Source organism: Providencia sp. AGC89 (assembly GCF_053543535.1).
Map to the genome: position 1 here is coordinate 328124 of NZ_JBIXLP010000060.1, position 18579 is coordinate 346702.

Below are 18579 nucleotides of genomic sequence, written 5' to 3' on the forward strand. Positions count from 1 at the left end.
TGGAAGACAAGCTAAAGGAAAAAAGACCGTGATGTTGAGGATGCATTAAAAGCTTATAATAAGTATATCAATAATATCAGTAGGAAAATTGATGCAAAAGATCGCAAAGCCATTACAGCAGCATTAAAGTCAGTTAAAGCTGAAGATATTGCAAAAAATTTCAAGAAATCTAGTAAGGGTATGTTATACAAAAGCCGAGCAATTAACTTTATTGATTGGTCAAATGAATTAATAAAAGCAATCGACACTAATAATTGGAGACCTTTTTTTGTTAAAACAGAAACAATAGCGGCTGGAATGACAGCTACAGCTCTTGCTGGATTCGCTTTTAATGCATTGCTTGGCGGGCCTATTGGTATACTAGGATATGGCTTAATTATTGCAGGGACAGGCGCATTAATTAATGATAGTTTAGTCGAAGAAGCAAATAATTTGATTGGTATTTAGCCATAAAATAGATGCTATTTACTTCGCTGACAATCTTGTTATAAATAGAGTTATAATAAAAACCAACGTAATTGGAATAGATAATAAAAATACGACACCACCATATATGGCTAATCCTCCAGCCTTACCCGCTGTGTCCATAAATAAGCCTCTATTCCAAAATTCTCTAGTGGTAAACATTAGAAAAAAGCTTTCAACTGCCCATTTTGCAAATGGGAAAATGATAATACCAACAACACTAATAAATAACATCAGTGACTTATATTTGAGTTCACTACCCAAATAAGAATATAAAAACAAATCCCCCATAAACCAGCCCAACACATATTTTGAATATAATATTTTTTATTCATTAACCATTTCCTTACTTTACTTTGGAGTATGATGGCAAATCCCATATGAGAATAAGAACTCATATTAACTCTAGTTATTAGTATATATTGATATCTTAAAGTCACTGATTCATCAGCACTTAATAATTACTTTGTGTTAATGTGTGATTACCTATCATTCATTACAAAGGATGGCATTATGTTGAAAGTCATTGCAGAAGATTTTATCCAAAACGAAGCGATTGAGATTGTTATGCCGCTATACCGTGAATTGGTCGCTGCGACCAAACAAGAACCATTGTGTATCAGCTATGACCTTTATGTTGACCAAAAAGATCCTGGGCACTTTATTTTTATCGAGGAGTGGCCGAACCAAGAAGCGCTAGATATTCACTGTGCCAGCGAACATTTCAAACGTCTCGTTCCCCTAATCAACAGCTATAAACGTTCTGATCCTATTATCATACTGATGAATGGTGCCTTTGAATAAGTGCATGAGCTAAACATACCCCAGCATATGGCGAGAACCCATGCACAACACTACAGGCCGAATTCTAATATCGACAAAACCTAGATAATCCTCTATATAGTTCGACTTGTAGCTAGGCGGCAAACTAAACGAGGCCCTAGGAGCATACATCAGTATGTGACTAGGGCGAGTGTGTGAAGCCAACAACGCTACAAGGTGAAATATGACGAGGATTTTTAGAACCAAGGTGCTTGGATCATCACCGAACCATAGAACAGCGCACGGCCGGCCAATTCTCCGCTAAAAATCGCCAACATCACCAAAACCATTACCATAACCGATGGTCGTTCCTTATATGCTTTCATTGCCACAATACATGGCAATAGCATACTCATTACAACTTGCCACCACAGTAAATAGCTTCCTCCTTGGCTAGCGGGTAATTGCAAGCGAATGATTTGCGCAGCTAATACCAACATAACACCTATCAGCACCCCTACTTTGATAATGGATAGTAATGGTTTCCCTTGTCCAATAACGAATAAGGCAACTAGACTAAAACCAAGGACAATCGCACTACCAATGAACGCGATTTGCGTCGCTGGCGTGTGCCATAATGGATGCGCAACCATTTGATAATACACTTGTGCAGTTACAAAAATAGCCGCAATACCACCAAGAGCGCTTAACCAGCCAAGTAACTGATTTCGCACATTCACTTGGGGTGATACCCAACACGAGAGTGCCCATAACGTGACAAGACCATTTAATAAAATAAATGTCACCGCTTCACGGCTCAACCATGAATGGCTTAACCCAAGTATGGAGCGATACGCTTCTAGTGGTACTCCCAAATGCCCCATTGACATAGAAGAGCCGATCACCTCGATTAACCAAATCGCTAATACTGCTCTGCGTAGCACTCCGCCTGATAAAACATTTTCCTTGCTAGCATTCATTTGATAAATAGTTAATGCAAGAATAGCGCCAATTCCCCACTGGCTCATTACCGTAAAAAATACCAGAGGAAGTTCCATATATTTAATATCCATGATTAATCCTCCATACCAATAATCACAATATTTGGATTGCTGATAGTGTGGTCTGGCATATTGTAACGTTGTTCTAACAGCGTCCAATTTGTTGTGTGTTTTTTACGTAGTTCTGTAATTTCACCGAATTCGATAGCCCCTGTTGGACAAGATTCCACACACCTTGGTAATAACCCTTCATCTAACCGTTCCGCACACATATTACATTTACTGGTTTTACCTTCTACTGGGTCAAATACAGGCGCGTGATATGGGCATGCCATAATACACATCTGGCAACCTATGCACTTTTCATGGTCTTGGACGACTATGCCATCTGCTCGTTTTGTATAGGTATCCGCAGGGCAAACCTTTAAGCATTGAGGGTCATCGCAGTGATTACAAGACATCGTAATAAATGCTTGGGTATTTGGAGCATCACTATTAAACTCACGAACTCGGCGCCAAAGTACTCCTGGTGGTGTCACATTTTCCGACTTACACGCCATTGAACAAGTACGGCAACCGTAACAATCTTTAGTATTGATTAAAAAACCATATTGTTTAGCCATGACTAAGCCTCCCTTCTCACATCAACCAACGTACTATTGCAGCAATGCCCGGTTCCTAAATGTTCCACTTGGTCATTCGTGACATGACTACTACTTCCCCCTTGCTGCTCCCACCAGCCATTATCGAGAGAAATAACCCCTTTTTTAATATGAGTAGTCACTACCGCGATAGCGCGATGCTCGCCTCGGTCATTGAATGTAATTGCCCATTCACCATTCTTAATACCTCGTTGTTTTGCATCTTCTGGGTGGATTAACACATTAGGCTGGTTGCGCTGAACCTCAAGTATCCATTCATTCATGCCATGGCTTGAGTGTACACTCCGCGCCAACTTACGTTGCACCGCCATTAAAGGATATTTTTTAGCTAACTCAGGGGAACCTTTCACCGATTCAGTCACTTGGTAGTAAGCAACGACAGGTGAGAAATTTTTCTTTTGCCAATCTTCAATAAACAAATGTGCTTTCTTGGTTGATGTTCTAAAAACACCATCTTTGAACGGTATCCAATCCCCTTCAACAGGCCGTACAGGCCCTTTTTCCAGCATCTGACGAGTGATCCCAGAACCAGCTAAACAAGCATCGATATAATGTTCAATCGGTTGATTAAATACCTCACCAAAACCAAATCGTTCTGCTAAGCGGGCAAAAATCCAATAATCAGGTTTTGCTTCCCCAGCTGGTTCAACGGCTTTTTCCATTAATTGTACATATTGGCTGCGAACTCCGGCCATTAGGCTGGTATCTTCGAAGATTGTAGTGACGGGTAATACAAGGTCTGCATACAGTGCCGTGGAGCTCATTAGATTATCCGCTACCACAACAAATGGGACTTTCTTCAATGCTTCTCGAACCTTATTCGTGTTAGGTAATTGCGTCATTACCCCCATGGTCATAATCCACCAAAAATTAATCGGATGAGGTTTATCATTCACAATATAGTCGCCGACTTTAGCAACAGGAATAGGGGTAATTTTTTTGGCATTCGGTGCAGGTGGCACTATCGGGCTAAAATTCGCCATTTGCCGAGCACCACCCGCATCACAAACACCTGCCCCGCGCTTACCTATATTCCCTGTCAGTAGTGCAAGATAAAACTGGCTAGCAGCCACATAAGCCCCATGTTCTGTGCGCTGAGCACCGGACATATTTTGTACAATCATTGAAGGTGTAATCGATGAATAATCACGAGCAAGGCGTACGATAGTTTCAACGGGAACATCGGTTTCTTCACTAACACGTTTGACATCCCAACCTTTTGCCTGCTGGTAAATTTGCTCAAAGACCGTGGTGTAACCCAGGTTATCCGGTAATTCATTTTGGAATAATGCGGGTTTGATATTCGGTGTGTCATGGCGAGCCAATTGCCCACTTAACAGGTCAAACACTAAGTAACTGTCTTTATCGTTATTATCTTGCCTAACTTGCTGTTGTTTATCATCAACTAAGTACACGGCTCCAGTATGAGCCCTGAGAAAATCCTCATCGATACGGTTTTCTTCAATGATAATTTTGATCATTCCCAAAGCAAGTGCGGTGTCAGTACCCGGTATAATCGGTATCCACTCATCTGCTTTTGCTGCGGTTTCATTAAAACGAGGGTCAATCACCACCAGCCGAGCTCCATTTTTTCGGGCTTGGTTATAGTTTTTAAAATAGGCTTGCATCGTCACTGCTGGGTTATTCCCCCAACACAAAATATAACGACTATCCGCGATGGTATCCCGCGTATCGGCATAACGTAGCCCTAGCATCGGTATCATCGCAGCAGTGACTGCCGAGCAACATAAAGAGCCCGCTTGCTTTGTTGAGCCACCTAAATAATCAAAAAACGCTTTACCCATATCATTTTTAATAGAATCCATATTTCCGGCATGGGTCGATATGAATAGCCCTTCATTTCCATATTTGGTAATCGTTTCTCTGATATTTTTTTCGATAAGGTCGAGAGCTTCATCCCAATTTATTGGTTTGAACTCAGCTTTCCCTTTTTCACCGACCCTTAATAGTGGTGTTGTTATGCGTTGGTCATGATAAACCCATTTAGTCCGGCTCATTCCTCTTAAACAACATTTAACATTAAACCCTTCAGTTGCTTGTATTTTCATCAACTTACCTTGGTATGTATACGCTGTAAGGTTGCAGTGCAAACATTCCATAGCACAAGTTGATCGAAAGGTTTTGTAGTCAGATAGTTTTAATCTCACCCTAGGTAAAGGTTGATTATTATTCGCCTCAGCGAAAGAACAAGGAGCTATGGTAGCTAAACCAACCACGCCGAGCCCTTTTAATAGAGTTCGGCGTTTTATTCGTAATTCATTTATTGTTTTCATTATAGTAAACCTCGACATTGCTTTTTAAAGTTCACTATATATATACCTTATTCACAAATGGTGAACTTGAGTAATATCAAATACACTCATTATTTATGAGTAAAAATTAACTACTTCTTTAGTATTAGTATTCTATGCGTGATGGTTGTTAGCGGCTTAGGGCAACTCATGGTAAAATATGAGGACTTGTTAAACTGAGGTTTATCTATGTATTCTCTGCAAGGTGTTAATTCTGTTGATATAGCGGTGAGCATTTTAAATTATATTGCTCAAAATGGGGGCATTGCGCGCGCAGCTGATATATCAAAAGGCTGTGACATATCGAAAAGCCGTTTACATAAATACTTGGTTTCATTGTGTCGCACACAAATGTTATATCAAGACACACAAACAAGCCGGTATGGCTTAGGGCGTAACTTAACTTTTTTAGCTAATTTTGTTAAACCTGAGAGTTCTTATCTAGAAACCATCAATAAAAGCTTGATTCAATTTCGTGATGAGCAAAACGTTTCGACTGGTGTCGCCACACGTTTAGGAAAAGCACTCTCATTAGTGACGTACAACCGTAGCTTTAAAAATGTTGAGATTGATTTTTTACCCAACACCCCATTACCGATAGAAAAAAGCGCGGCAGGGCTGATTTACTCTGCGTTCGATAACCAATTTCAATCAAATTATTACTCCCCGCAAGAGTTGGAAAAAATCATCAAGCAAGGCTATGCCGTGCGCTATCAACCAACAGAGGGGATCCCTGGGGCGCAATCAATCGCATGCCCTGTCTTTAATAGTGAAGGTCAGTTGATTGCAGCTGCGGTAACGATGGGTTTTATCGATAAAAATGAAATGGAGCGATTAGCTCAAGAATTGATTAAACAAGTTAATACTTTGATTTTACAGTAGTTCAACGATAAATACTTGGGGCTACTTAGTTTTTAACTCACCCCCATGCTAAAGTGACCATACTGTAACATATTATTTATATTCAATATGTTACTTTGATAAGCCGAGGTTGCCTCGGCTTATCACTTATAATATCACTTACTTAACATCAATCCTCGGTAACTCCCCCATCTCTTTTAGCTTTTTAGAGATTTCACGGCGTTCTTTGGAGAGCTCTGCATTTTTGATGATATAATCATCAACACGGTCATCATAGTCGCTACGCATATTTGCAATAATTGCTTGGATCTCTTCAATTGACATCCCAGGCTTAATATATTCGCTTAAGTTATCCAGTAACAAAACTCGTTTCTGGTTATCACGAATTTTTTTCTCATTGTCAGTAATTTCACGACGGATCTTGTTTTTACGACGAAACATACGCACAAATTCCAGTACATTTTGGAAAGACGGCTTGCTAGCGTTGTCCATGTTTAAAACCCTCTAGTCAATATTTAAAACCTATTATCTATTAACACAATACATTCTAATCCTACCGCGTTACAAGTACGTTTCGCATATTTATCTAATTATTCGTTCGAAAAGTACCTTGATTTATACTTTTAGCACTAAATTTTCGTCATCGCTTTTATCTTGGGCGTTTAATTGTTGCGCATTATCTATGGGTTGATCGCCAATATCGTCACTTCTAAGACAAAAAGCAGACAATATCGTTGTCACCACCACAAAAGTCCCCATCACAAGATAAGTATCCGCAAAGCCAATTTTGTCATAGCCCCATCCTGCTAATGGCGATAAAATGCTTGCAACAATCGAAGTTACACAACTGAACCCAACTAAATACAATGTTGATGATAAACGTTTATCAAAATGGCGGCTGTTATATTTAAAAATAGCGATTAACAAGATGGGAAGCTCAACCGCATGTAATAGCTTCATTGCTGATATCATGATTGGTCCGTCAACTAAGCCAGAACCTATGATCCGCAAAGCCATCACTGAACTCGCAAATAACAAGCCATTTTTAGCACCAATACGGTTAACAATAAACGGCGCTAAAAACATCCCCCCAGCCTCTAGGAAAACTTGCAACGAATTTAGATAACCGTACATCTCATTGCCAAATTGCTCATCTGGAAATTGATGGGCAAAATACACCATAAATTGCTGGTCATAAACACTATAAATACAGGTCCCCAAGACAAACAGTATCAATGCCCAAAAACGGGGTAAAGCCAATAATTGCAATGCGTCACCTACCGTTATTGCTGAAGGTTTCCCATGTTCAAGGCTATTATATGCATCCGCATTAGCTGTCTTTAAATTAAGTAATATGGCTAAAAATATTAACCCAGAAATGGTCGCCATAATGAAATTATAGTCAGGGTCAATATTAATATTACGCCCCGCAAAAAAGGTCGCAGCAGCCCACCCTAAAGACCCCCACATTCTTGCCTTACCGTATTCAAAATTTCGTAAGCGCCCCACTCTTTCAGTGTATGACTCAAGAACGCCGATCCCTGCATGGAATGTCATCCCAATAAATAGCCCGCCAAGAATACTACCAAGCACTAGGTTCCATTTTAATAACGACCCAAAAACCATAAAAAATGGCCCAGAAGCGATTAATAATATAGCAATAAATAATAGTAGGTTTTTCCGTAGCCCTAGTTTGTCCTGTATAAAACCGTATAAAGGTTGAGCGCAGAGAGCGACAAGCGAGATACAAGAAAAAATAAACCCCGTATCTGACCCCTCTAAGCCCACATATTTACGTAGCCATATTGCAACCACCGAAAATGTAGATGACCATGTAAAAAAGAAAAAAAACAATAATGCACTCAAAGAGGCATAATACTTTTTTGAGCCACTATTCATATCTAATCACCTATCAATAATTTTTATTGTCTTAATGTTAAGGTTAACATTTTCATGAAACTACAAAAAACCTTGCCATTTGTGATGTTACTCACTTTTGTTAACGTTAACAATCAATATTCGTGACTAAATTCACAATAAAAATAGAATGAAGTTCGAGTACTAAATAGCATTATCCCATTGTGGCATGACCTCATTGTCCCACACTAAATCAGGCGGTCTGAGTTTAGCTTTCACAGCAGATAAGGTATCATTAACTCACAAAGCATAGTGAATACCAACAAAATCATCACTATCAGAACCAACTTATAACCCATCAAAACGGTGAAAACGTTGCAAGATAATAAAAAACAGCCCACTTTTTTTATTCATGACTATGAAACCTTTGGTAAACGGCCTGCATTAGATAGGCCGGCCCAATTTGCGGGTGTTCGTACCGATTTAGAGTTTAATATCATTGAAGAACCTGAGGTTTTCTATTGTGCACCTGCTGATGACTATCTGCCACAACCAGAAGCCGTCATGATCACAGGTATCACGCCACAACTTGCATTATCCGAAGGGGTTAATGAAGCTGAATTTGCTAAGCGTATCCACCATGCTTTCAGTGTGCCGAATACCTGTATTATGGGCTATAACAATATTCGTTTCGATGATGAAGTGACTCGTAATATTTTCTACCGTAATTTTTATGACCCATACGCTTATAGTTGGCAGCAAGGAAACTCTCGCTGGGACTTACTTGATGCCTTGCGAGCTTGCTTTGCACTTCGCCCTGAAGGAATTGAATGGCCAGAAAATGAAGATGGCCTACCAAGCATGCGCTTGGAGCACCTAACCAAAGCCAATGGGGTTGCCCATGAAAATGCTCACGATGCGATGTCTGATGTACTGGCTACAATCAATATGGCCAAGTTATTGAAAGCCGCTCAGCCTCGGATGTTTGATTATTTTTATCAGATGAGAAACAAAAACAAAATAAGCCAACTAATTGATATTATTGATATTTCCCCGCTTGTTCATGTTTCTGGAATGTTCGGTGCATTACGCTCTTATATAAGCCTAGTTGCTCCTCTCGCATGGCACCCAGACAACCGCAATGCCGTGATTATGTGTGACTTATCTGCGGATATCTCCCCATTACTCGAATTAGATGTGCAGCAATTACGTACCCGCCTGTATACGCCTAAGGCCGAACTTGCGGGAGCGTCTCCTGTCCCAGTCAAACTTGTGCATATTAATAAGTGCCCAATATTAGCACCAGAAAAAACGCTTCGACCCAATGATGCACTACGCACAGGGATAGACCGTGACCTCTGCATGCGTAATTTAGAAACCCTGCGTAAAAACCCTGATATTCGTAATAAACTAATAGAGCTATTTAGTGAGCCACAAATCTATGACGAAGTCACTGATGTCGATGCACAAATATATAATGGTTTCTTTAGCCCGTCGGACAGGTCAACCATGGATATTATTCGTGAAACACCTCCACAAAAATTACCTGCTTTAGATTTAAGTTTTCAAGATAAGCGAATGAAGGAATTATTTTTTCGTTATAAAGCACGTAATTTCCCAACGACCTTATCCTATGATGAGCAACAACGCTGGTTACAACATCGCAGAGATTACTTTAGTGAAGCACGCTTAACAGAATATATGCAACAAATACAGATGTTACTTGCTGAACATCAGCACGATGAAAAGCGTTGCCAGCAATTAAAAGCACTGGTGAATTATGCAATGGAGTTGGCTAGCTAAACTGTAAAAAAATGGGCAAAATCGTTGCCCATTTTTATTTTAGATTAATGTGGTTTTAATGTTCATTAGAATGGCTACAACCGCAATCCCCTTCCCAATTTTTCCGTTTCGTTGTTTTCCCTAAACCTGGGTTCATCGTATTCGTTGGGTCCGCTTGCTTATAGAATGATTTTAACTGTGGTGCCGCTTTATATAAGTGACCAACATTGTGTTCTGCTGGGTATTGCGCCCCTCGTTCATCTAATAGCGCTAACATTTTTTCTTTTAATTCTTTTGGGTCCACACCTTTTTTCAACACATAATCTTGGTGCATAACATGGCACATAAAATGACCACAATACAGTTTATGGACTAATAACTTTTCAATTTCCGGTGGTAACGTTTCAAACCAGTTTCTATCATTGCGTCGTAACGCAATATCTAACGGCAAAACATCTTCTACGTCTTTATTATGTACCGCATGGTATCGTACTGCTGACCCCGCAGCTGCAAAACGATGTAAGAAAGCTTTCGCACCTTCTTCTGGGGTACATTCAAAATAACCACCATCCGCGGTTGCGAAATATGACTTTAACCAAACTTTAGCTTCATCAATCCCATCACCTGCCATTTTTAGCATTAGATGATGTTCATAACGGTCACGAAACTCTTTCATTCGCGGCGGCAAATGGGATGGCCATAATTTACTCAGTACTTGCATAGTACGGTCAATTAAATTAGAGGGTAAAAATGGGACTTTATTTAATACCGCATCAATACGGCCTTTTATCGTGAAAAACATTGGCATTTTATCCGTGCCAAATTTATCTATCATTAAAAAGGTATCTTTACCGTAAATTTCTGCAATATCGAAACAACCACGGTGCATATATTCACCCGCTACGGGTAAATTTTTAAACTCACTCAAAATATAGCGACGAATATCTTCTAAAACATCGGGGTTATTTGAGCCAATATAAAATACTTGTGTTTTTTTATCCGCTGGAAAAGTATCCAAACGAACTGCAAATACTGCTAATTTACCGGCACAACCGGATGCTTCAAATAAACGGCGTTCATCAGCATTAAAGCGAGACGGCGTATCTGCATCAACATCACGAACACGCTGTGCATATTCATGATCAGAAGCTAGTTTTTCGCTAACATGGACATCTTCGCTGCTATAACCCCGGTTTTGTAAGTTAGTCAGTATTTCTTCTGGGGTATTCCCTAAATCAATACCTAAATGGTTCACAAGTTCCACTTTACCATCATCATTTACTCGGCCATACAACGCAAGCTCGGTATAAGCGGGGCCTCTACGCACTAAGGAGCCACCAGAACTATTACAAATCCCGCCCACAACAGATGCACCAATACAAGATGAGCCAATCAACGAATGTGGTTCACGCCCCAAGGGTTTAAGAATCTTCTCTAAGTCATATAACGTACTTCCCGGCATCGCAACCACTTGATTGAATTCAGGAAGGACTTGTATTTGGTTCAAACGTAGTGTACTGATGATCACAATATCGCGATCATAGTCATAACCGCTTGGTGTTGAGCCTTCTGTCAGCCCGGTATTTGCCGCCTGCATTAAAACAATTTTATCGGCTTCAACACACGCTTTAAATACATGCCATTGCTCAAGCAGTGTTGTAGGGAATACAACCGCTATTGCATCCCCAACGCCTGATCGAAAACCTTTGCGATAACGTTCTGTCTTATGAGGTTCTGTTAGAATGTTTTTCTTACCAACAATATTCCTGAGGGTGAGTAATAATCGTTGATTCTCAGGTTTTTTTACATCATTCATTTGTGTGCCTTCTTAATCGAATTCATGTTTATGATGATTTGTGAACTATTCATTGTAACAACAGTATCACATAATATTATGATGTTGATAGGCTACACGTTTTATCTTAAATAATTCTTAACAGGCAAAAAATACCTGAGCCTATTTACGCTATCACTGTATGTCAGTTCACATTTTTAGTTCCACGTTTTCTTTGATCTTCAAAATCAAAATGGTGTTTACCCAACTCTTTTAGTGCATTGATAAGGTAATCTTTCTCTTGGATCAGTTTTAATGGGATGATGACTTCATCATACTCTGCGGTATATTTACCTTTTTCAGTTTTAGGGGGGCAAAAAGCAAAGACTAAGCTAGTATCGTAGACTGCAACATAGTGCAAAGCATCCCAGTAAAGGCTCATATTTTGATTAAATTCATTAAATACAAAGCCTTCAGGGTAAAAAGTATAGTGATTAATATCCTCCTCTTTAATTAATCCTTTGCTAAGATACGATTCTTGTAATGATACAGCCCCCTTTAACCCAATTTTAAACGCTAATATAAACAACCCAAAAATAATAAATGTGATACCCACTGTTTGCATTATTGTGTGGTAATAAGGTATGTTTTTATGAAAATATTGCGGGTCATCAAACGTAAAGCGTATAAATGATGCTGCGATTAAAAATAACTCAATAAATACTACCCACCTAATAAGTTTAAACTTTCTTTTATAATTACGAATTAAGTTATTTTTAAAATCAGTTATCATTTCTTTATAACTTGAAGGGGTGTATTGAATATCAATTTTGTAAAAAGGCTGTTCTTGTGTAGTAACATCAAAATGGAAGGGATTCATAAATTCTCCTTAAAATTCTTATAGTTGAATTATGAGGAGTTGGGTATATCAGTCAATAAGAATATTCGCGATAACAAGTTACAACTTGCATACATTATTGAAACAAAAATAGCGCCAAAAGGCGCTATTCCATTAGTAGAAAATAACTAGATATCACTCATCTGCGGCATCGGTCTCTTAAACATGCGAGTCAGTATAGCCATATAAACTAAACCAACTGCTGTCCAAATCAGTCCATAAACCATTGAATCTTCTTCAATATTTAACCATAAAACGCACACTGTTAGTGTACCTATAACGGGTAAAATTAAGTAATTCAAAATATTTTTGAAGCCTGTCATCCGACGTTCACGGATAAAGAATTGGCTAATCACAGAAATATTAACAAAGGTAAATGCAATTAATGCCCCGAAATTGATTAATGCAGTCGCAAAATCCATTTCAAACCAAATTGCCCCTAACGCTAAGAAACCGACCATCAATACGTTATATGCCGGTGTACGCCATGTTGGACTAACATAGCCAAAAACTTTTTCTGGGAATACCCCATCGCGGCCCATTACATACATTAAACGAGCACTACCTGCGTGGGCTGCCATTCCTGAAGCTAATACTGTCACGCATGAGAATACCAAAATAATTGACTGGAAGAATGCACCAGCAACAAAGCGCATAATATCTGGCTGAGTTTCATTGATATTCTTAAAGCGTGATACGTCTGGAAAATATTGTTGTAAGAAGAAGGAAACCGTAATAAAGATAACCCCCCCAATAAGTGCCGTTAAGAAAATAGCACGAGGGATCACTTTACCTGCGTTTGGCGTTTCTTCTGACAATGAACTTAAACCGTCAAAGCCTAAGAATGAAAAACACAAAATGGTAGCCCCAGCTATCAATGGGATCATTTCAGTTTTTTCATTACCAAATGGGTTAAAGGTCCAAATTTCTCCCGACCCCTCGCCATTTGAAACACCGTGGATCACTAAGCCTGTAAACACGGCCATTACCCCAATTTGGATAATCGCAATGACTGTACTTAGGTTGGCGATTACGTTGATACCACGTAAGTTAGCCGCGGTCATTAAAATAACCAGCCCAACGACAAATATCGCTGGCTCCACATTGGGGAAAATGTCTTGCAAATAAATTTTAGCCAATAATATGTTAATCATTGGCATGAAAATGTAGGACAACAAAGATGTCCAGCCCACCAAGAAGCCGATATGCGGGCTCATTGATTTTTGAGCATAAGTATACGCTGAGCCAGCAGATGGGAAGCGTTTCACCAGCTTACCGTAGCTCAGAGCCGTAAACAGTATCGCCGCTAATGCAATAATGTATGAAGTTGGAACGTGTCCACCGGTCTTATCTGATACCATACCGAAAGTATCGAAGATGGTCATCGGTTGGATATAGGCGATACCTATCATGACCACTTGTACAAGCGTTAACGTTTTTGCAAGTTGTACGCGATTATTCGCACCGGTTTGGTTGTGACCAATGTCTAATGGAATTGGAGTATTATTTGACATTATCAAGCCCTCCCATAACTTTCGATTGCATACTACTTCGGCTTAATCGACAGTTACTGGGAAGACTTTGCATCTGCCTATAGGCAGAGAAAAACGAAGAAAGGGAGAAAGGCGTGTGAGCGAAGCCACCGAGAGCCCCGTAGTCATCGATACGGCAGCCGCCAGCGCCTGGCCCTGCTGCGAATGCGAAAAAGTAAGCCATAAAAGCATTCCTCAAATCGGTAGCGTAAAATGTTTGCTACACGTAAATATTAAAATTATCTCTCCGGCTCTATGTCCGGCCCCGCTAGAATGAACGTTCCTAAAAACAAAAAAACCGATGCTTCATTTGATTAAGCATCAGTTATTTTTTAGTTCGCGCATTTTGCACGCCATAACCACAAATAGCAAGTTAAATTGTTAACAAATCACCCTATTTTCGATGAGAAATTTTGATTATTTCTGACTTTTTGCCCTATCTGCTTATAACTTTTTTTTCTTATGGTTTTAATCAGGTTTTAATCAGCAAAAAACCCTTTGGTAGAAGCCAAAGGGTTTGGATTAATCGAGATTAATTATACGATTAGAAGTTGTAGTTGATACCAAAGTTGTAACGACGACCATCAAGAACTTTATCATTTGATTCAACAGTCAAGCGCTTATCAAAGATATTGTACATACCCGCCACTAAATTAATATTTTTATCGATATTATAGCTAGCGCCTATGTCAACAAACGTATAAGAAGGTCTTTCTTCACTCATACTTGTTCTAGAAAGATAAGAGCTACTTTTTCCGTTAAAGTTGACACGGTTCCACAATTGAAGGTCTTCAGTTGCTTGCCAAGTTAACGAACCATTCGCCATATGTTTTGGTGTCCGACTCAGTGGCTTCCCTTTAAATGTTCCGCTTTTTTGCTCAGAATCAGAATAGGTATAGTTAGCGGCAAAAATGAGGTCACTGGTAATATCCCAATTAAAAGTCAGTTCTGCCCCTCTTAGATTAGCTTTATCGACGTTTTCACGGCTGCTAATAAATTTATAAGCTTCACCATCATACATACATTCGCCACTTGCAACTGTCCCTGGTTTATCCCCCGTAGAATCAGTACACTTGCGAATTTCCATTATTTTATCTTTAAATTCTGTATTAAAGAATGTCACACCAACATTTAAATTATCTTGGTTATTCCAGATAAAACCAATTTCTTCAGTAACACTTTTCTCTGGTTTTAAGGCTGGATTACCGATGATAACAGCGGGGTCACCGCCACCACCTGTACCTTGTCCCCAATTAGGAGCAACTTGCCTTAATTCTGGAGAGCGATAGCCCGTAGAAACCCCTCCTTTTATAATCCACTCATCAGTAGCATGCCAGACTCCATATAATCTAGGAGTCCAATGTGACCCAAAGTTTTCATCCTTATCCATACGGATGCCGCCTGTTAACGCTAAATCATTGGTCATCATCCACTCATCTTCAGCAAATAATGCCCAGCTATAACGAGTTAACGAATCAATTCCCCCTGCCGAAGCTAATTTGTTACCTTTATCACGCAAATCTTCATAACGATATTGGCCACCAATACTTAAGGTGTGGTCACCAAGATTAAAGACTGTCTGGTTTTTAACCAATGTATCGTTATATTCCATTTTACGGCTTGGGTTTTTGGTTTCGTCACGTTGAACAAATGTTTCCATTGCCCCCCAATCATAAATACCATTATGTGTTAATGCGTAATTATTTTTACGATATGTTACATTTGAATCTTCACAACGGTACTTTGTTGGAATTTCATTTACTTTTTTAGTACAAATTAAATTACCTGACTTTCCAGCTGTTGTATTTCTTTCTTGTTCATCATGTTTGAAATCAAAATCAAAGGTGTTAAATTCATCCGGCGTTAATGTCAGAGTTGTTCCAATAGCTCCTATCTTTTGCTCATTATATCCACCAACAAATTTATCTTCCCAACGTTTTGAATAAATTCCATTCACTTTCATTCCCAACAAACCATCAACTAATGGACCTGATGCATAAAAACTGCCTTGTCCTTCATTCCCTGAGTCTCGATGAGAGTTAATTGTCGTATCTGCACGCAAGCTACCGTTCCATTTTTTTCCTACTTTACGTGTAATAATATTAATGACACCGCCCATCGCATCAGAGCCATATAGTGAAGACATTGGTCCGCGCACCACTTCAATGCGTTCTATAGCTGGTAATGGCGGTAACCAGCCTTGTTCAATACCTGAACCGTCACTATTTGGGCGGGTACTACGTGAGTCAATTCGTTTTCCATCAACCATAATCATGGTGTATTTAGCATCCATACCACGAATACTAATATCAGCTTTACTTCCTCCTCCGGTGACTTGTACCCCAGGAAGATCTTTTAAAGCGTCAGTCACATCACGGTAAGCTTTAGTTTCAAGTTGTTCGCGCGTTACTACTGAAATGGATGCTGGGGCATCTTCAATTTTTTGCTGATAACCTGATGCAGTCGTTACATAGATTTTATCTTTACTGTCATCAGCAAATGCAGGTGTCGCAGCGATAGCGGCAATTATGCTAATTGCAACTTTTCTTTTATTAAAAACAACCATTCCCAACTCTCCAAGAGATATTTTTTATATATGAATTGATTTGCTCACATTGATTGCATTAAATTTTAAAACGCTTTTTATTATTTGGATATTTAAATACCCATAAGAAATTCATGGTAAAAAACCATTTATAAATCAATTAAATTTCCTGTGGGTAATTAATCTTAATATTTAATTCGTTTGTTTTTTTATATTGCCCCTTTTTCTTTATTAATGTGCTTGCCGCACGACGCCACAAGCACATCATTTATTGTGCGGTATTAACTTGCTAATTTATCAACTAGCCCATCAATTAACACTTGAGGTACCCCTTGCGAACACCTTTCAATACGCCCTCTTACACCGTAAACCTCTGCAAGGCTTTCAGGCGTGATAACCTCAGCAGGCTCTCCCTGTGCGATGAGTTTCCCTTGCTTAAGCATTAATACATGTTCCGCATGTCTTAACGCAATATTAATATCATGAACAACCACAACGGTAATTATATTTCGACGTTTAGTTTCCTTTGCCACTAAATCCATCACATGATATTGATAATTTAAATCTAAAGCGCTTAAAGGTTCGTCCAATAATAATAAATTTGGTTGACGAATTAATGATTGTGCCAAACCGACTAATTGTTTTTGGCCACCTGAAAGTTGATCTAAATAACTTAATGCCAAATGTTCAATACCAAGTTGGCGTAATAAATGCATGACTTCGTCTTTATTATTTTGATTACTCAAACCACCCGAGGCACGCTGAGCAACAATGACAGACTCTAAAACATATAAGTGAACCCCCGCAGGTAATGTTTGCGGTAAATACACCACATTTTGCGCACGTTGAGCAAAATTCTGCTGCGTGAGATCCAAGCCGTCCAATAATAACTGCCCCGTTGCCTTATTTAAGCCAGCTAAAGAGCGTAATAATGTTGATTTACCACTCCCATTTGGCCCAAGTAATACCGTGATCTTTCCTCGGGGTAAAATATCGGTCGATAAGTTTTCAATCACTGCACGTTTTGGGTAGCCTGCATTAAATTGGTTAATAATCAAGCCACTCATGATACATTACCCCGATGACGTAAAATAATACTTAAGAAGAACGGAACACCCACTAACGATGTCACAATACCCACAGGAATAATCACACCTGGAATAATGTTCTTCGAGGCAATAGATGCCATCGATAAAATTAATGCTCCAATTAATGCACTTGCTGGCAGATAAAAGCGGTGATCTTCACCAAATATCAAACGGGCAATATGTGGTGCAACCAGCCCAATAAAGGCAATCGGCCCAACAAACGCAACCGCCAATGCAGACAAAATACTGATCCGCAATAACGTTGTCAGCCTTAGCCGCCGGACATCAATACCAAAGCTAATAGCCCTATCCTCACCGAGCCTTAAGGCCGTTAACTTCCATGAACTCATCATCGCAATTGGGAAAACTAAGGCGAAAACTAGCGCCATCACGCCCAGTTTTACCCATGTCGCTTTTGAAAGGCTCCCCATCGTCCAGAAAACAAGCCCTTGTAAGGTATCTTCCGTCGCAATAAATTGCATCATGGAAACCAATGCATTAAATGTAAATACCAAAGCTATACCAAATAAAACCACACCGGAAGTAGCAACTCGAGTCCAGCGGGTAACCGCATCTAGCATCAACGCTGCTAGTAGTGCAAAAATAAAGGCATTTGCCGATATTACCCATTGGTCAGGCACCCCTGGAATTGCGATACCTGAAACAATGGCTAGAGCAGCACCAAAAGCCGCCGCATTTGATACACCTAAAGTAAATGGGCTCGCCAGCGGGTTGTTTAAAATCGTTTGCATCTCTGCCCCAGCAAGCCCTAATGACATACCGATAACAACAGCCATCAATGCATATGGCAACCGAATATCCCAAACAATAACCCGAGTCCCTGCATCCACCGTTTCTGGTGTTACCAAGGTTTGCCACAATCGTTCAAGAGATAAGCCCGAAGGGCCCAACGTAAAATCAATAATTAAAGATAATAAAATTGCAGCAACAATAACCCCAATCCATGTTAGCCTACGGCGTAACATATTTTGATAATGCTGCTTCACACCATTATCAGCTTGTTTGATGGCTTGCTCTGC

General features: G+C 39.6%; 17 protein-coding genes. 4 read left to right on the forward strand and 13 right to left on the reverse strand.

The genetic code is table 11. From position 1 onward, the window contains the following. The first annotated feature begins 75 nt into the window (after positions 1–75). Positions 76–447, forward strand: coding sequence for a colicin-like pore-forming protein (locus ACIPUA_RS09935; protein WP_301538071.1), 372 nt, complete (start codon positions 76–78; stop codon positions 445–447). A gap of 18 nt (positions 448–465) precedes the next feature. Here ACIPUA_RS09935 and ACIPUA_RS09940 read toward each other — a convergent pair whose 3' ends face one another. Next, positions 466–756 (reverse strand): colicin E1 family microcin immunity protein, encoded by a 291-nt coding sequence (locus ACIPUA_RS09940; RefSeq protein WP_048607436.1) that lies wholly within the window; start codon positions 754–756, stop codon positions 466–468. A 222-nt stretch (positions 757–978) separates the two neighbouring features. Here ACIPUA_RS09940 and ACIPUA_RS09945 point away from each other — a divergent pair, with 222 nt between their 5' ends. Further along, positions 979–1269 (forward strand): putative quinol monooxygenase, encoded by a 291-nt coding sequence (locus ACIPUA_RS09945; RefSeq protein WP_042843432.1) that lies wholly within the window; start codon positions 979–981, stop codon positions 1267–1269. 215 nt (positions 1270–1484) lie between these two features. Here ACIPUA_RS09945 and ACIPUA_RS09950 read toward each other — a convergent pair whose 3' ends face one another. From ACIPUA_RS09950 to ACIPUA_RS09960, 3 genes are read right to left on the reverse strand one after another with little or no spacing between them, the layout of a single operon-like run. After that, a complete protein-coding gene (locus ACIPUA_RS09950; RefSeq protein ID WP_048607437.1) occupies positions 1485–2300 on the reverse strand; it encodes a dimethyl sulfoxide reductase anchor subunit family protein in 816 nt (271 codons plus the stop codon). 2 nt (positions 2301–2302) lie between these two features. Continuing rightward, the gene (locus ACIPUA_RS09955; protein ID WP_173424793.1) at positions 2303–2851 is read right to left on the reverse strand and encodes a 4Fe-4S dicluster domain-containing protein; all 549 of its coding nucleotides are present in this window, start codon (positions 2849–2851) and stop codon (positions 2303–2305) included. 2 nt (positions 2852–2853) lie between these two features. Further along, positions 2854–5184: a molybdopterin-containing oxidoreductase family protein gene (locus ACIPUA_RS09960; RefSeq protein ID WP_449059614.1), complete on the reverse strand. Its 2331-nt coding sequence runs from the start codon at positions 5182–5184 to the stop codon at positions 2854–2856. Between the two features lie 207 nt (positions 5185–5391). Here ACIPUA_RS09960 and ACIPUA_RS09965 point away from each other — a divergent pair, with 207 nt between their 5' ends. Next, the gene (locus ACIPUA_RS09965; protein ID WP_042843428.1) at positions 5392–6084 is read left to right on the forward strand and encodes a helix-turn-helix domain-containing protein; all 693 of its coding nucleotides are present in this window, start codon (positions 5392–5394) and stop codon (positions 6082–6084) included. A gap of 138 nt (positions 6085–6222) precedes the next feature. On the opposite strand, the gene tmaR is transcribed toward ACIPUA_RS09965, so the two are convergent. Together tmaR and ACIPUA_RS09975 are read right to left on the reverse strand one after the other, a co-directional pair. Then, positions 6223–6555, reverse strand: a complete 333-nt coding sequence (gene tmaR, locus ACIPUA_RS09970) for a PTS system regulator TmaR (RefSeq protein ID WP_042843427.1) — start codon at positions 6553–6555, stop codon at positions 6223–6225. 123 nt (positions 6556–6678) lie between these two features. Beyond that, on the reverse strand, positions 6679–7962 hold the full coding sequence (locus ACIPUA_RS09975) for an oligosaccharide MFS transporter (RefSeq protein ID WP_449059615.1): 1284 nt from the start codon (positions 7960–7962) through the stop codon (positions 6679–6681). 333 nt (positions 7963–8295) lie between these two features. On the opposite strand from ACIPUA_RS09975, the gene sbcB reads away from it, so the two are divergent. Then, a complete protein-coding gene (gene sbcB / locus ACIPUA_RS09980) occupies positions 8296–9723 on the forward strand; it encodes an exodeoxyribonuclease I (protein ID WP_449059616.1) in 1428 nt (475 codons plus the stop codon). Positions 9724–9778: 55 nt separating this feature from the next. On the opposite strand, the gene dld is transcribed toward sbcB, so the two are convergent. The 7 genes from dld to ACIPUA_RS10015 form a co-directional block, all read right to left on the reverse strand. Then, a complete protein-coding gene (gene dld / locus ACIPUA_RS09985; protein WP_048607443.1) occupies positions 9779–11518 on the reverse strand; it encodes a D-lactate dehydrogenase in 1740 nt (579 codons plus the stop codon). A 163-nt stretch (positions 11519–11681) separates the two neighbouring features. Further along, positions 11682–12356, reverse strand: a complete 675-nt coding sequence (locus tag ACIPUA_RS09990; protein WP_129466073.1) for a hypothetical protein — start codon at positions 12354–12356, stop codon at positions 11682–11684. Positions 12357–12502: 146 nt separating this feature from the next. Further along, positions 12503–13888, reverse strand: a complete 1386-nt coding sequence (locus ACIPUA_RS09995; protein ID WP_042843420.1) for an APC family permease — start codon at positions 13886–13888, stop codon at positions 12503–12505. Further along, entirely contained in the window at positions 13878–14090 is a 213-nt protein-coding gene (locus tag ACIPUA_RS10000) for a hypothetical protein (RefSeq protein WP_042843419.1), read from the reverse strand. The genes ACIPUA_RS09995 and ACIPUA_RS10000 overlap by 11 nt, the downstream gene beginning before the upstream one ends. 360 nt (positions 14091–14450) lie before the next feature. After that, positions 14451–16472 (reverse strand): ligand-gated channel protein, encoded by a 2022-nt coding sequence (locus ACIPUA_RS10005; RefSeq protein WP_048607446.1) that lies wholly within the window; start codon positions 16470–16472, stop codon positions 14451–14453. Between the two features lie 260 nt (positions 16473–16732). Then, a complete protein-coding gene (locus ACIPUA_RS10010; protein WP_094301210.1) occupies positions 16733–17521 on the reverse strand; it encodes an ABC transporter ATP-binding protein in 789 nt (262 codons plus the stop codon). Continuing rightward, positions 17515–18525, reverse strand: a complete 1011-nt coding sequence (locus tag ACIPUA_RS10015) for a FecCD family ABC transporter permease (RefSeq protein ID WP_370661204.1) — start codon at positions 18523–18525, stop codon at positions 17515–17517. The genes ACIPUA_RS10010 and ACIPUA_RS10015 overlap by 7 nt, the downstream gene beginning before the upstream one ends. Positions 18526–18579 lie beyond the last annotated feature (54 nt).